We start from the raw sequence: 13574 nt of genomic DNA, 5'->3' as shown, positions 1-13574 counted from the left end.
AGCCACATTCGGACGCAATGGCCGACGCGGCCCACATCTCGCGCGTGCTTGCAGCCAAGCGGGCGTTTTCGGGCACATCGATACCCAGACCGCGCAAATGGGCCGGGCTGACCACCCCATAGATATTTCCGCGTGCATCGTAGAACCGAGTCATGACCACGCCAGCCAGAGATTTTTCATCGGTTCGTCCGCTCACTTATCGACCATCGGGACAGCAGCGTATTACAGAACGGTCGATCTGTGGGAGGTGGGCGCAAAGGCAGTAAGCCACTGCAAGAACCTGGGGTTCAGCCACTCCTGCAGGGAGTACACACCTTCCGGACCACCTCCTACAGGTTCGACCATTCCTACGTGGTTACCCCACGACAAAGCGTTCCATTTTTTGTAAAAAAAATGCTCGTAATCTGCGCTTTTAATCCTGATCACAAAAGGAACCCAGCTCGCTCGAGAGGGCCTGATGTGCAAGGATGTCGCGCCGGACATCGTTCGTTGAACGCCAAACCAAGGATTTTTCATGACTGCCATTCCCACCCCTGCCCCCGTGGTTCCCGGGCGGCTGGAGCAGATGTCGACCCGCATCGCTTTTTTTATCGCAGGTTTCGGTATCGCCGCCTGGGCACCTTTGGTGCCGTACGCAAAGGCGCGTGCAAATCTGAATGAAGGCACCCTTGGCCTGCTGTTGTTGTGCCTGGGGGTGGGGTCGATCATCGCGATGCCCGCTGCGGGCGTGCTGGCATCTCGCTTTGGCTGCCGACGCGTGCTCACCGCAGGGACGCTGATGATCTGCCTGGCCCTGCCGATGCTGGCCACTGTCAGTTCGATCCCGCTGTTGATCGCGGGGTTATTCCTGTTTGGCGCGGGCTTGGGCACCGTGGACTCCACCGTCAACCTGCAAGCGGTGATCGTTGAGCGCGCCAGTGGCAAAACCATGATGTCGGGCTTTCACGGGTTGTTCAGCCTGGGGGGCATTGTCGGCGCAGCGGGGGTTGCGGGGTTGCTGGGGCTGGGCCTGTCGCCATTGCAGGCGACCCTGGTGGTCGTCGTTATCACGGTGGCGGCGCTGTTAAAAGCAGCACCGCATTTGTTGCCTTATGGCAGCAAAAGCTCGGGACCGGCATTTGCAGTGCCCCATGGCGTGGTGTTGTTTATCGGTTGCCTGTGTTTCATCGTATTCCTGGCTGAAGGTGCCGTGCTGGATTGGAGTGCTGTGTTCCTCAGCGCCGAGCGCGGCCTCGATGAGGCTTACGCCGGCCTGGGGTACGCGGCATTTGCCTTGACCATGACTGCTGGACGCCTGACCGGCGATGCCATTGTTCGACGCCTGGGGCCCACTCGCGTAATCGTGATCGGTGGCGCGCTGGCCTGTGCCGGCTTGCTCCTCGCGACCCTATTGCCAACGTGGGAAACGGCGCTGCTCGGCTACGCGCTGGTGGGTGCAGGGTGTTCGAATATCGTACCGGTACTGTATACCGCCGTGGGTAAGCAAACGGTGATGCCAGAGCATATCGCAGTGCCTGCCATCACCACATTGGGCTACGCCGGGATTCTCGCCGGCCCCGCCATGATTGGCTTTATCGCCCATGGCAGCAGCTTGAGTACTGCGTTCATCCTGATCGCGGTATTGCTGGCGGCAGTAGCCATCAGTGGAAAAATCCTCAAGGTATGAGTCCAAGCTTCAACGCGCTTTGCGAGCATCGTCCTGCTCCCGCCAACGTTCGAGGCTTTTGTTGCTGAGCCAACCGTCCTTATGAGGCGGGCCAAACAGTCGTGTGCCATTGGCTCGCTGTAATGACGACAGCAAACCCGGACGGTCAAGAATATTCTTCGCTGTGTAGACACTGAGCTCGCTGTATTGGGACCTGGGCATGCCTGTAGACGTATCCAGCACAGGCGCGCCGTGTTGATCTACCTCATACGGGTCTTGCATAACCGACCGAAGCTTGGCTATTTCAACGTACTGATGCGTTTCAAAGAGATAGGTTCGATCCATGGTCTCGTCTCGCAGGTGCGCAAACTGGCTTTGCAGCGCTTGCACCACCTGTGCATTGCTTTGGGCATGAAACGGATCCTGGCTGAAAACACTTGGAGAGCTGTTGCCCTGCAAGGTCTGGGCAGCCGCACTGAGGCTGTCACGTGTGATATCGCCATCACGGCTGAAGATAGCGTCGCTTAGCCGAGGGCGTTTGAGAATTTCTCTGACGACCTGGATCGCGTTGTCCAACACCTCGTTTTCACCCGTCGGTTGAGCAGCGATCCGCTTCAAGGACGTCCAAGTCAAGCGCCCGTCATTCAGAAACGGGTGCACCGCGCCGAAGGATTTTTCCAAGGCCTTTGCCAACTGGCTATCCTTTGTAGTTGCACTTGGCAGGAAACCCCTGGCCCGCTCAACAGGGGAGTTCTGCAAGTCTCGATAGCGCAGAGCGGATAAGGTCCCACGCAAGAGAAAGGGTTTGTGCGAGCCTCCAGCCGAGGGCGCGGATGGGGCTTCATACCAGGTTTCAGATTGGCAGACCGGTGGTGGAGTGGTTGATTGTGCGGCCAGCCTGTCGGGAGGAAGCGGCCGGCCGGAAGGTACTGCACCCTTAATTGTCATGGGTTTTCTCCAACTCTTTTCAGATGCATATCCGCTGGGTGGTCTGTGCCGTGATGGGCAAAATCAACGAATAGACTCTCCTCAGGCAGGTACCTCATGTGTGGTTGGATGGGCTCGACAGTTCCGAGTAAAAGGCTAATACCAATGACAATATGTAAAACCGTGGTCAACCACCCTCATCCAGCTTTCGCCTACGCCACCAGCCTGCCAGGCTGTTGATCAAGCCGGTGTCTTTCAATGAATCGCCACCGGCCCCCGGCGTCTGCAACTCCGCCAGCAGGCCCCGGGAAAAATCATCCGAAACGGGCGCCTGGAATTTGCGCTCGCCGGCATACGCCTTCATGCGCCGCGCCTCGGCCTCATATTCGGTCGACTCAAAGGGAAGACTTTGCGACGCTGCGCACTCCTCTGGCATTGCCAGACTCGCTTGCTGGGTGTTGCGCAAAAGCTCGAGAGGGCCAGGTTTGGGGGAATTAAACGAGGTTGAAGTCATATGTTTTCCCTCATTCGAAAGCTGAAAAAACGGCATGCCAAATCACTACCGCAGGTACCACCTATGTGGCAACCGGGAATAATTCGTTCCTTGAAACATATAAAACTGGCGCCACCTCAAAAAGGTGGCGCCGCAAGAGCGGTCAGCGGGACAACGAGTACAGCCCTCTACGGCTGATCTTCCCATCGCCGTCTTTACTGAGGTGGTTATCCATTTTTTCGAGCACGTCACTGCGCGTGAGTATTTCCTGGGATAACTGAATCAGATGATCCTTGGCTGCATCGCCAGTGAGCGGCTTGCGCGCCCACTCTTTCAGTTCGCTGATTTTCAGGCTTGAGCCCCCGCTCCTTTTCTTCAACTCGTCGAAATGATCAAGCAGCTCACCGGCCAGTTCCTTGTCAGTCTTGTACTTGAAGTAGTTCTCTCCTTTGATCACCATATTCAGTTTTTGCCGGTCGATAAGACCATCCAGGGCGCCGGTGGAACTGTGCCTATCCATCGCTGCCATCAGTTCCGGACGTCGTAGCAGCTCATTGGCCAGGCGGATGTTCTCGTTCATGACGGGATTAGGCGACCACCCTCTTTTCGCCATCGCAAGAATGCTGTCAACGCTGACGTAGCCAGGCTTCTTCGGGTCTCTGAAGGCATTGAAGTTGTCGAGCAGTTGTTGGGCCAACTCTTCGCGGTTCTTCAACGCGTACTGCGGATCCGGCCTGCCGGGGGCGGGCGGATACGGTCGACCTGCGGTGGGGTCCGGTCGTGGTGGAGGATTGCTCTCAATAGGATTCGGTCTGGGGGGCGGGTTGCTGCAACCTGGGTTCGGCCTTGGCGGCCGATGTTCACAACCAGGATGCGTGGGCGGCCGATGTCCGCTGAAGCAATGACCGACCCACTGCTTGAATTGGCTCAGCAAACTCTGCGCCCCCTGCGGGCTGTGGTGACGCCCATGCGCGTCAGCCGCGGTGGTCGGCGCCTGAGGACTACCAAATACCGGCCCGTCCTTGTTCTCCCTGGATTGGAAATTAACATGGGCAGCATTCTGGCCATTGAAAGAACGCGCAGCCGCAGCCTCGTTAGCGACTTTAATGTCGACCTTGGCCGGTGGAAGGTCAGACGTTGCTGAAGCAGAGACGGGTGTATCCAACATCGATACCGACATAAGTTTCTCCATGACAGTGGGCGATTTTCAGCTTGTCGCTCCAACGCAATGTCGAAGCCCACCAGCTTTCCCATGTGTGGTTTTGCGTCGGAATCAGTTCCTGATCCAGCAACAATATGTGATCAAGGTGTAGGAAACAGCTTGGACAGCGGCGATCTTCTCGCGATGAATGGGCGGTGCCCCTGGCCCGGGCCAAAAAAAAATCGCGACCTTTGAGATCGCGATTTTTCTTCATCGGCTAAAGCTCAAAACCCTACGCTTGCCTGTAGGAAGAACGTGCGAGGCTCACCCAGGTACAACCCTGCATTGTTGTCGCTAGAGCGTGTGTAATGCTGCTGGTCGAAGACATTCTTCACGCCCACGCCCAGTTTCAGGTTCGACAGTTGCGCGCCAAAGTCGTAGCCGCTGCGCAGGTTGACCGAGACATACCCGGGGATATCACCGTATTGGCCATCAGCAGAGCCTTGGGTGATATAGGTGGTGCCGGTGCCGGGCGCACGCTGGCCGGACTGGGCATAGACGTCCAGGTTGTGGGTCCAGTGGTTGACGTCGTAACGCAGGCCCAGGGTCGCCACTTGGCGGGAATACAGTGGCAGGTCACGGCCCTTGAACGGCACATCACCTTCGGAGGTGGCCTTGGTGTAGGTGAAGCCCGCGTTGGCGGTCAGGCCGTCGAGGCGCGGGTCGAGGTTGGACAGGTCGTAATGGGCGGATGCTTCGATGCCGCTGTGCTTGGTGGCGCCGAGGTTGGTCCAGCCCACGTCATTGCTGACGTATTGCAGTTCATCCGAGAAGTCGATGTAGAACAGCGTCACTTCGCCGCCCCAGACGCTGTCGTTGTAGCGCGTACCGACCTCGTAGGTCTTGGCCTTTTCCGGGTTCAGGCCGTTGGCCGTCTGGTCGCCGGTACCGCCCTGGCCGAGTTGGAAATACTGCAGGCTGCCGAAGGAGGTTTCGTAGTTGGCGAACAGTTTCCAGGCGTCAGACACGTGGTACATCACGCTCAGCGCCGGCAGCGGTTCGTTGTTGTGGACCTCGCGGCGTTTTTCCTCGGTACGCTTGCCGTTCAGGGCAACGACCGGGCGGTCATGCCATTCGGTACGGATATCTTCAAAGCGAATGCCCGGGGTGATGGTCCATTTGCCAATATCGATTTTGTTATCGATATAGAAGGCGTTGGCTTCAGTGCCCCCCGTGCGGTCCTGATACACGTGACCGTCGCTCTGCCCGCCCGGCGTCGGTACGTTGTTGACCAGGTTCAGGCTGGTGGCCTCCTCGTGCATGCCTTCTTTGAGGTAGCGATACCCCACACTGACTTCCTGGGTACTGGGCCCCAGGTCAAACACATGGGACACACGCGGCTCGATGCCGAAGGTGTAGTAGGTGCGCGGGTAGGAGCTGAGGGTCTTGAGATCGCGGTTGGCAATGTTGCTGCCACGGAAACTGTCGGAATAGTAAGTCAGCACTTCGGCCTGGGTGCGGTCGTCGATCTGGCGGATGTACTTGAACGACACGTCCTTGCGGCGCCCGCTGAAGTTGTCCCAGTCACGCACCGATTGGTACGGGTTGGCATCGAACTGCTTCTGGGTCAGGCCGCCGGGCATATCGGCGCTGGCATCGTAATAGTGGAAGTTCAGCGAGAAATCGTCTTGATCGGTCGGCGCCCAGTGGGTTTTGAAGATCACATCATCGATGTCGTTGCCGTTGTTGCTGTTGCGGTAACCGTTACCGTTGACCCCGGAGTACAGCAGCGCGGCGCCGATACCGTTGTCGGCCGTGCCACCGATAAAGGCATTCTCTACATGCTTCCAGCCACCGTGGGCAGACGTTTGCAGGGTGGTGCCGACTTCACCGGAGAAGTCTTGCGGGATCGCACGGGTCACGAAGTTGATCACGCCGCCGACGTTCTGTGGCCCATAACGCACCGAACCCGCACCGCGGACAACGTCGATACTTTCCAGGTTACCGGCAGAAATCGGCGCCATCGACAGCTGTGGCTGGCCGTAAGGAGCGAACGCAGCCGGTACGCCGTCAATCAGCACGGTGGAGCGCGGTGACAGGCGCGAGGTCAGGCCGCGTACGCCGACGTTGAGGGAAATATCACTGCCACCGGTGCCGTTGGATTCCTGCACTTGCACGCCAGGCACGCGGCGCAGGACGTCACCGATGTTCATCGCGCCCTGCTCTACCATGGCTTCGCGTCGAATGACGGTGCGTGCGCCGGGATGGTTCTGCACCACTTCGGCATCGGCGTCGGCAAGCCAGTCGCCCACCACCTTGATATCGGTGACCCCCAGTTCCAGCGGTGAGCCCGCTTCACCGGTGCCGCGGCTCACCGGACGCAAGGTCACGGAGCCGGCGTCAATCTGGTAATCCAGGCCACTGCCTTGCAGTAATTGCCGCAGGGCTTGTTCGGGCGAGAGATTGCCATCGACCGCAGGAGCTTGCTTGCCAGCAACCATATCGGGGCTGAAGAACACTTGCAGCGAGGTCTGCTGGCCCAATTGGCTCAAGGCTGCGCCGAGGGATTGCGCACGAATGTGGATACCCTCGGCAGCCTGTGCGGTACTGATGGCAACGGCCAGGGCCAAGGGCGCCCAGCGGGAAATTTTATTGTTGTGGGGGGCAAGTTTTTTCACGTCGAACCTAGTCCTGTGATCGCAAGCATGCGCGGCCGTTAATGCAAACCAGTTGCAGTTGCAGGAGAAGACGAAGAACTCGAAAAAAACCTGAATGTCAGCGCGAAATAATTTCCTGGCTACCGTCCGGCAGAGTGCGCAAGGCGACCGGCAGGATGTGGGGCAAGGCCTTGAGCAAGGCATCGGTATCGCTGGAGTTGAAGACACTGGTCAAGCGCAGATTGCCCACCGCTGCCGTACTGACACGCAGCGGTTGCTCGCGGTAGCGCGACACTTCCCCCGCCACGTCGACCAAGGTGGCGTTGTTGAACACCAGTTTACCGTTGCGCCACGCGGTCAGTTCTTCAGGGTTCACCGCGTAGGCCGCCGCCACTTGGCCTTGGGAATCGACATGGGTGCCACGCCCGGCGGTGAGCGTGACGATGTGATCGGATGCCCGGCCCTGCACCTTGACCGTGCCGGCTTCGACCGCCACGCGGGTCTGGTCCGCCTCCCGACGTACATCAAAGCGCGTGCCGGTGACAGTCACCTGCCCTGCGCCGGCTGCGACCACAAACGGGCGCCCGGCGTCATGCTGCACGCTGAACATCGCCTCGCCCTGCTTGAGCTCTACGCCCCGACGGCCCTTTTCGTAATGAACCGCGACCACGCTGCGGCTGTTGAGGTCCATCACGGAACCGTCAGGCAAGGTCACCTGACGATGCTCGCCTAACCGCGTGCTGAATTCGGCATTGTAGGGCTTTGGCTGCCCCAGACCGCTGTACGCACCCAGGCCCACTGCAACGGCGACCACACTGGCGGCCACGGCATAACGCATCAGCGCACGCCGTCCAAGGCGCTCGGTCGGCGCATCGCCCAGCGCCTGCAAGCGGGCCTTGGGCAGCAAATCCGTCGCACTCCATAACCCTTGCAGCACATCGATTTCGTATTGATGCGCGGGCTGCGACCTGCGCCAGGCATCGAAACGTTGGCGTTCCTGGGCGCTCAATGGGCCGTCTTGCAGGCGTACAAACCACTGCGCGGCCTCATCACGGACACGGTTATCCATCGTGGAAGATCCTGTTTCAAAGCCGGTCATGGCGCGCTCGCATCCAGACGATCACGCAGATGCCGCAGGGTGCGGATCATATACTTTTCCACCATGTTTTTAGACAGCCCCAGGCGTGTGGCGATTTCCTGCTGGGTGAGCCCTTCGATCTTTTGCCAGATGAAAATCCTGCGACAGTTGAGCGGCAACTCGGCCAGCGCCCGCTCGATGGCGTCGGCCAACTGGATCGCGTGCATGTAATGCTCCGGGTCGCTACTGTGAGGCGTGCTGTGATCAGCCGCCTGCAGCGTCAACGCCTCGCGGCGGTCTTCGCGGCGGTAGGCATCCACCGCAATATTGCGCGCGGTTTGATGCAGGTAGGCGCGTGGCTGCGCTACCTCGCAGGCAGCGCACTCAAGCACCCGCACGAAGGTGTCGTGCGCCAGGTCTTCGGCTTGCTGACGGTTTCTCAGGCGGCGCGTCCAGGTGCCGATCAACTCTTCGTAGTGCTCGAAAAAGCCTGTTCTGCGGGGCGGCTGAGGAGTCATCGCGAGAGCACTGGGGAGGCGGGACGTGAATAGTAATGCTTCCTATTAAGTGGGGCAATTGCTGCTCATCGCCCACCCACTATTTGTTTGAAATGACCTCACTCATGTATTGATGCAAATCGCGAAAGTCTTTAACGCTCCAGGCATGTGGCGCGATCTTTACGCCGTTGTCTTGCAGCGTCTTGGGGATCAGGTTGCCATTGGGGCGAAGGATGACCGAGGAGACGATAACGCCCGGATAATCATGGAGTCGTTTCTTGAAGGTGGCAGTTGTCAGGTCGGGGGTTGGCGGATTACTTTTTTTTGCCAATGGCCCCGTGCCTTTGATACCGGGCCCGTGGCACACAGCACAGCGCTGCAGATACAGCGTTTTACCATTGCTGTTTTCCGCGACGCACAAGGCTGTCTGAGCCAGTGATAAAGCGGCCACTACGCCGCTGAGTAATAGTTTCATCCATCGGGTAACGGCCCACGCATGCATTCCATCGCTTCCTGTATTGCCCTTTATTTTCAGCATCATACGATAAAGTCGCGCTTTGCCCGAGTTGGGCGTAAGCGCCAGGGGGTGAACTTCCGCTCGCCGCAGCCAGTCAGCAAGAAGGACTCTCATAAAACGGTGGGTGGGCGATGCAGATTTCCTTGCAGCAACAAGTGGCCCTGGTCACCGGGGCCAGTTCCGGCATTGGCGCGGGCGCGGCCAAAGCACTGGCCGCAGCAGGCGCGGCGGTGGTGCTTAACTACAACTCCCAGGCGGCACCGGCTGAGGCTCTCGCCGCGCAGATCAATGCCAACGGCGGCCGAGCGCTTGCGATTGGCGGCGATGTGTCCAAGGAGGCCGATGTCGAACGCCTGTTCGCGCAAACCCTCGACGCCTTCGGCCACCTGGATATTCTGGTGGCCAACTCCGGGCTGCAAAAAGATGCCAATCTGGTCGATATGACCCTTGAGGATTGGAACACGGTGATTGGTGTCAACCTCACCGGGCAATTCCTGTGCGCGCGGGCGGCGGTGCGTATCTTCAATCGCCAGGGTATTCGCGAAGGTGTGTCACGGGCCGCCGGCAAAATCATCCATATGAGTTCGGTGCATCAAGTCATCCCCTGGGCCGGGCATGTGAATTACGCCGCGTCCAAGGGCGGCGTGGAGATGCTGATGCGCACCCTCGCCCAGGAAGTCAGCGAACAGCGCATCCGTATCAATGGCATTGCGCCTGGGGCGATTCGCACGGCGATCAACCGCGCAGCCACTGAAGGTGCTGCAGAAAAAGAGCTGCTCAAATTGATTCCTTATGGTCGTGTCGGTGACGTCGAAGACGTGGCCAATGCGGTGGTGTGGCTGGCCAGCGATGCCTCTGATTATGTGGTTGGCAGCACCTTGTTCATCGATGGCGGTATGAGCCTCTACCCGGAGTTCCGTGGCAATGGTTGATTTCAAGAACGAACCTCAAAGCGCCATCGATGCCCACGGGATCATCGGCGACATGCGCAGCGCGGCACTGGTGAACGACCGCGGCAGCATCGACTTCTTCTGCTGGCCGGAATTCGACAGCCCTTCGGTGTTTTGCGCACTGCTCGACACGCCCGAGGCCGGCACGTTCCAGCTTACCCCGGACCTGCCCAACGCCCGCCGCGAGCAGATCTACCTGCCCGACACCAATGTGCTGCAGACTCGCTGGCTGAGCGATGAAGCGGTGGTGGAGATCACCGACCTGCTGACCGTCAGCGAAAACGTCGATGAACTGCCCTTGCTGATCAGGCGGGTACGGGTGGTCAGTGGCAAGGCGACTATCCACCTGAGCTGCGCCGTGCGCCACGACTATGCCCGGGCCCCCACCGAGGCTAAGGCCGAGGCTGCCAGCGTGGTGTTCACCGCCAGCGGCCAGCCCGGCCTGCGCCTGATTGGCAGTCAGCCGCTGACCCTCCAAGGCAACACCGCCATCGCCACCTTTACCCTCGCCCAGGATGAAGGCGCCGAATTTGTCCTCGGTGGCCAGGAGGATGCGCGCGTCACCAACGACTGTACCGACCTCTACCTGGAGCGCACCTTGAAGTTCTGGCGCGGTTGGATCAGCCAGTCCAACTATCGCGGGCGCTGGCGCGAGATGGTCAACCGCTCGGCCCTGGCGCTGAAACTCCTGACCTCGCGCAAACACGGCGCCATCATCGCCGCGGCCACGTTCGGGCTGCCGGAAACGCCCGGCGGCGAACGCAACTGGGACTACCGCTATACCTGGATCCGCGATGCCTCGTTCACCGTCTATGCGTTCATGCGCCTGGGTTTCGTCGAGGAAGCCAACGCCTATATGCGCTGGCTCAGGGGCCGGGTCAGCGACTGCTGCGGCCAGCCGACCAAGATCAACATCCTGTACGGCATCGACGGTCGCCAGGAACTGCCGGAAACCACCCTCGACCACTTGAGCGGCCACGGCGGCGCCCAACCGGTGCGGGTGGGCAACGAAGCGTTCGACCAGGTCCAGCTGGATATCTACGGCGAACTGATGGACGCGGTTTATCTGGTCAACAAGTACGGCGAAGCCATCTCCCACCAAGGCTGGAAACACACGGTGGAAGTGGTCGACCAAGTGTGTGAGATCTGGAACCACAAAGACGTGGGCATCTGGGAAATGCGCGGCGAGCAGCACCACTTCCTGCACTCACGCCTGATGTGCTGGGTGGCCCTGGACCGTGCCATTCGCCTGGCCTCCAAACGTTCGCTGCCGGCCCCGTTCGCACGCTGGGACCAGACGCGCCAGGCGATCTACGCCGACATCTGGACTAACTTCTGGAACGAAGAACGCGGGCATTTTGTGCAGCATATCGGCAGCACCGCCCTCGACGGTTCGATGCTGTTGATGCCGCTGGTGCGCTTTGTCGCCGCCACGGACCCGCGCTGGCTCACGACACTGGAAGCGATCCAGAAAAGCCTGGTGCGCGACGGCATGGTCTACCGCTACCGCAATGACGATAGCCAGATCGATGGGCTGCAAGGCGTCGAAGGCGCGTTTGCCGCCTGTTCGTTCTGGTACGTCGAATGCCTGGCGCGCGCCGGGCAAGTTGAAAAGGCCCATCTGGAATTCGAACAGTTGCTGCGTTACGCCAACCCGCTGGGGTTGTACGCCGAAGAGTTCGACAGCCAGGCCCGGCACCTGGGCAACACGCCCCAGGCCTTGAGCCACTTGGCATTGATCAGCGCGGCAACGTTCCTGGACCGCAAACTCAGCGGGGAGAAAACCGTATGGCAACCCTGACGTCCCCCGCCCCACTGCTGTATGTGCGCACAACCCTGCTTGATGTGGCGTACGAAACCCACGGCCCCATCGATGGCGAACCGGTGATCCTGTTGCATGGCTTCCCTTACGATCCACGGGGCTACGATGACATCGCGCCGGTGCTGGCTGAACGTGGTTATCGGGTATTGGTCCCGTACTTACGCGGTTATGGCCCGACGCGATTTATCAACACGCAAGTGATGCGCTCCGGCCAACAGGCGGCGCTGGCCAAGGACCTGCTCGACTTCATGGATGCCTTGGCCATCCCGCAAGCCACCCTCGCCGGCTTTGACTGGGGTGGGCGCGCCGCCTGTATTGTCGCGGCGCTATGGCCGCAGCGGGTGCGCGGCCTGGTGACCGGCGATGGCTACAACATCCAGGCCATCAGCCAGTCGCTCAAGCCCAGGCCACCTGAGACAGAGCACCGGCTCTGGTATCAGTATTACTTTCACACCCAGCGCGGGGTCGACGGGTTGACGGCCAATCGGCGTGAACTCTGCCAATTGCTCTGGACGCTGTGGTCACCGTCCTGGGCCGAGGGGCCAAGCCACTACGCCCTGACCGCGCCGTCGTTTGATAACCCGGATTTTGTCGAGGTGGTGATTCATTCCTATCGCCATCGCTTTATGTATGCGCCGGGTGATCCCGCGCTGGAATACATCGAGCAGGCGCTGGTGCCGCAACCGCCGATATCAGTACCGAGCATTTCGCTGTGCGGGGCCGACGATGGCGTGGGCCCGCCGTCGCTGGAGGATGATGACGTGGAGCACTTCAGCGGTTTTTATCGCCGCCAGGTGTTGCCCGGCGTGGGTCATAACGTTTTTCAGGAAGCACCCCAGGTCACGCTTCAAGCTTTGCTGGAACTACTGGAGCGGTGAAAAACGCTCCCGATAAGCCTGGGGCGTCACCGACAAAGCCCTTAGAAAGCTGCGGCGCAAAGTCTCTTCACAGCCAAAACCGCATTGCATGGCGATACGCTTGATGGAGGTTGTGCTATCTGCCAGTTGCCGGCGTGCGTTTTCGACGCGAATCAGTTCCACGGCCCGCGCCGGGGTTTGGCCAGTCTCGGTGCGATAGTGGCGTACAAAGCTGCGCTCGCTCATGCCAGCCTGGGCCGCCAGGGTGGCGATGCTCAGATCCAGCGTCAGGTTTTCGGCGATCCAGGCATGCAGCTCGGCAAAACGGCTGTCGCTCTTTTGCAGGGATAACGTCACGCTGAATTGCGACTGACCGCCAGGGCGCTTGAGGAACACCACCAAGTGGCGCGCCACCTCCAAGGCAATCGCACGCCCCAGGTCATCCTCTACCAGGGCCAGGCACAGGTCGATCCCAGCGGTCACGCCGGCAGACGTCCACACCGCACCTTGCTGGATGAAAATCGGATTGGCCTCCACCGTGAGCGCAGGGAACTTGCGCGCCAGTTCTTCACAGCGCGTCCAGTGCGTGGCCACGCGACAACCATCGAGCAAGCCACTGGCGGCCAGCAGAAAAGCCCCGGTGCAAACCGAAGCCATGCGCCGGGTGTGCAAGGATTTATCGCGCACCCATTGCACCAGCGCCGGGTCCTCGGCAGCGCCGTACACGCCCCAGCCACCGGCGATCACCAGGGTGTCGCAGGGCTGGTCAATGGAGGGCAGCGGCTCAGCCAGCAGCGCGAGGCCGGAGGACGTCATCACCGGCTCAGCCTGAGCGGCGATGACGTTGACCGCGTAGGGCAATGGCAAACCATGCTGGCGCGCCAAATCGTTAGCCGATGCGAATACCTGTAGAGGCCCGGTGACATCGAGTACCTGGGCATTCTCAAACGCGAGTACATGAATAATTTTAGGCATGATTGGCGAGATTAG

The 13574-nt window shown here is 60.0% G+C and carries 12 protein-coding genes and 1 pseudogene; 4 read left to right on the top strand and 9 right to left on the bottom strand.

Annotation, left to right across the window (positions count from 1 at the left end):
• Window positions 1–154: pseudogene (locus APH41_RS29520) on the bottom strand (diaminopimelate epimerase); the annotation flags it as partial.
• Window positions 155–514: 360 nt separating this feature from the next.
• On the opposite strand from APH41_RS29520, the gene APH41_RS25655 reads away from it, so the two are divergent.
• Complete coding sequence (locus tag APH41_RS25655; protein ID WP_034125817.1) at window positions 515–1666, top strand: MFS transporter; 1152 nt, start codon at window positions 515–517, stop codon at window positions 1664–1666.
• Between the two features lie 9 nt (window positions 1667–1675).
• Here the strand turns inward: APH41_RS25655 and APH41_RS29160 are convergent, their stop codons facing one another.
• The 7 genes from APH41_RS29160 to APH41_RS25615 form a co-directional block, all read right to left on the bottom strand.
• Window positions 1676–2338: a type III secretion effector protein gene (locus APH41_RS29160; RefSeq protein WP_230633825.1), complete on the bottom strand. Its 663-nt coding sequence runs from the start codon at window positions 2336–2338 to the stop codon at window positions 1676–1678.
• Window positions 2339–2759: 421 nt separating this feature from the next.
• On the bottom strand, window positions 2760–3008 hold the full coding sequence (locus tag APH41_RS28615; RefSeq protein WP_229999849.1) for a type III secretion protein: 249 nt from the start codon (window positions 3006–3008) through the stop codon (window positions 2760–2762).
• Between the two features lie 220 nt (window positions 3009–3228).
• A complete protein-coding gene (locus APH41_RS29155) occupies window positions 3229–4245 on the bottom strand; it encodes a type III secretion effector protein (RefSeq protein ID WP_169918900.1) in 1017 nt (338 codons plus the stop codon).
• Window positions 4246–4490: 245 nt separating this feature from the next.
• The gene (locus APH41_RS25630) at window positions 4491–6884 is read right to left on the bottom strand and encodes a TonB-dependent receptor (RefSeq protein ID WP_034125820.1); all 2394 of its coding nucleotides are present in this window, start codon (window positions 6882–6884) and stop codon (window positions 4491–4493) included.
• 97 nt (window positions 6885–6981) lie between these two features.
• Entirely contained in the window at window positions 6982–7932 is a 951-nt protein-coding gene (locus APH41_RS25625) for a FecR family protein (RefSeq protein ID WP_054922257.1), read from the bottom strand.
• A 26-nt stretch (window positions 7933–7958) separates the two neighbouring features.
• A complete protein-coding gene (locus APH41_RS25620; protein ID WP_054922254.1) occupies window positions 7959–8459 on the bottom strand; it encodes a sigma-70 family RNA polymerase sigma factor in 501 nt (166 codons plus the stop codon).
• Between the two features lie 79 nt (window positions 8460–8538).
• Window positions 8539–8940 carry a cytochrome c gene (locus APH41_RS25615; RefSeq protein WP_082430503.1) on the bottom strand — a complete coding sequence of 134 codons (402 nt, stop codon included), beginning with the start codon at window positions 8938–8940 and terminating at the stop codon, window positions 8539–8541.
• A gap of 146 nt (window positions 8941–9086) precedes the next feature.
• On the opposite strand from APH41_RS25615, the gene APH41_RS25610 reads away from it, so the two are divergent.
• From APH41_RS25610 to APH41_RS25600, 3 genes are read left to right on the top strand one after another with little or no spacing between them, the layout of a single operon-like run.
• Window positions 9087–9887 (top strand): glucose 1-dehydrogenase, encoded by an 801-nt coding sequence (locus APH41_RS25610; RefSeq protein ID WP_054898226.1) that lies wholly within the window; start codon window positions 9087–9089, stop codon window positions 9885–9887.
• Window positions 9880–11706 carry a glycoside hydrolase family 15 protein gene (locus APH41_RS25605; RefSeq protein ID WP_054898225.1) on the top strand — a complete coding sequence of 609 codons (1827 nt, stop codon included), beginning with the start codon at window positions 9880–9882 and terminating at the stop codon, window positions 11704–11706. Before APH41_RS25610 ends, APH41_RS25605 begins: the two co-directional genes overlap by 8 nt.
• The gene (locus APH41_RS25600; RefSeq protein ID WP_054922252.1) at window positions 11694–12605 is read left to right on the top strand and encodes an alpha/beta fold hydrolase; all 912 of its coding nucleotides are present in this window, start codon (window positions 11694–11696) and stop codon (window positions 12603–12605) included. The genes APH41_RS25605 and APH41_RS25600 overlap by 13 nt, the downstream gene beginning before the upstream one ends.
• Here APH41_RS25600 and APH41_RS25595 read toward each other — a convergent pair.
• Window positions 12591–13559: a GlxA family transcriptional regulator gene (locus tag APH41_RS25595; protein ID WP_054922249.1), complete on the bottom strand. Its 969-nt coding sequence runs from the start codon at window positions 13557–13559 to the stop codon at window positions 12591–12593. The two genes, APH41_RS25600 and APH41_RS25595, sit on opposite strands and share 15 nt — an antisense overlap.
• Between the last annotated feature and the right edge of the window lie 15 nt (window positions 13560–13574).

Source organism: Pseudomonas sp. NBRC 111138 (genome assembly GCF_001320835.1).
Taxonomy (GTDB): Bacteria; Pseudomonadota; Gammaproteobacteria; order Pseudomonadales; family Pseudomonadaceae; genus Aquipseudomonas; species Aquipseudomonas paracarnis.
The sequence above is the reverse complement of the archived record's forward strand: the minus strand, read 5'-3'. Positions and strand labels throughout refer to the sequence as shown.

Excerpts from the sequence above, each read along its gene's own strand:
- APH41_RS28615 (WP_229999849.1), bottom strand. The coding sequence starts at position 3,008 with ATGCCAGAGGAGTGCGCAGCGTCGCAAAGTCTTCCCTTTGAGTCGACC.
- APH41_RS25595 (WP_054922249.1), bottom strand. The coding sequence starts at position 13,559 with ATGCCTAAAATTATTCATGTACTCGCGTTTGAGAATGCCCAGGTACTC.
- APH41_RS25610 (WP_054898226.1), top strand. The coding sequence starts at position 9,087 with ATGCAGATTTCCTTGCAGCAACAAGTGGCCCTGGTCACCGGGGCCAGT.
- APH41_RS25620 (WP_054922254.1), bottom strand. The coding sequence starts at position 8,459 with ATGACTCCTCAGCCGCCCCGCAGAACAGGCTTTTTCGAGCACTACGAA.
- APH41_RS25605 (WP_054898225.1), top strand. The coding sequence starts at position 9,880 with ATGGTTGATTTCAAGAACGAACCTCAAAGCGCCATCGATGCCCACGGG.
- APH41_RS29155 (WP_169918900.1), bottom strand. The coding sequence starts at position 4,245 with ATGTCGGTATCGATGTTGGATACACCCGTCTCTGCTTCAGCAACGTCT.
- APH41_RS25625 (WP_054922257.1), bottom strand. The coding sequence starts at position 7,932 with ATGGATAACCGTGTCCGTGATGAGGCCGCGCAGTGGTTTGTACGCCTG.
- APH41_RS25655 (WP_034125817.1), top strand. The coding sequence starts at position 515 with ATGACTGCCATTCCCACCCCTGCCCCCGTGGTTCCCGGGCGGCTGGAG.
- APH41_RS25600 (WP_054922252.1), top strand. The coding sequence starts at position 11,694 with ATGGCAACCCTGACGTCCCCCGCCCCACTGCTGTATGTGCGCACAACC.
- APH41_RS25615 (WP_082430503.1), bottom strand. The coding sequence starts at position 8,940 with ATGCATGCGTGGGCCGTTACCCGATGGATGAAACTATTACTCAGCGGC.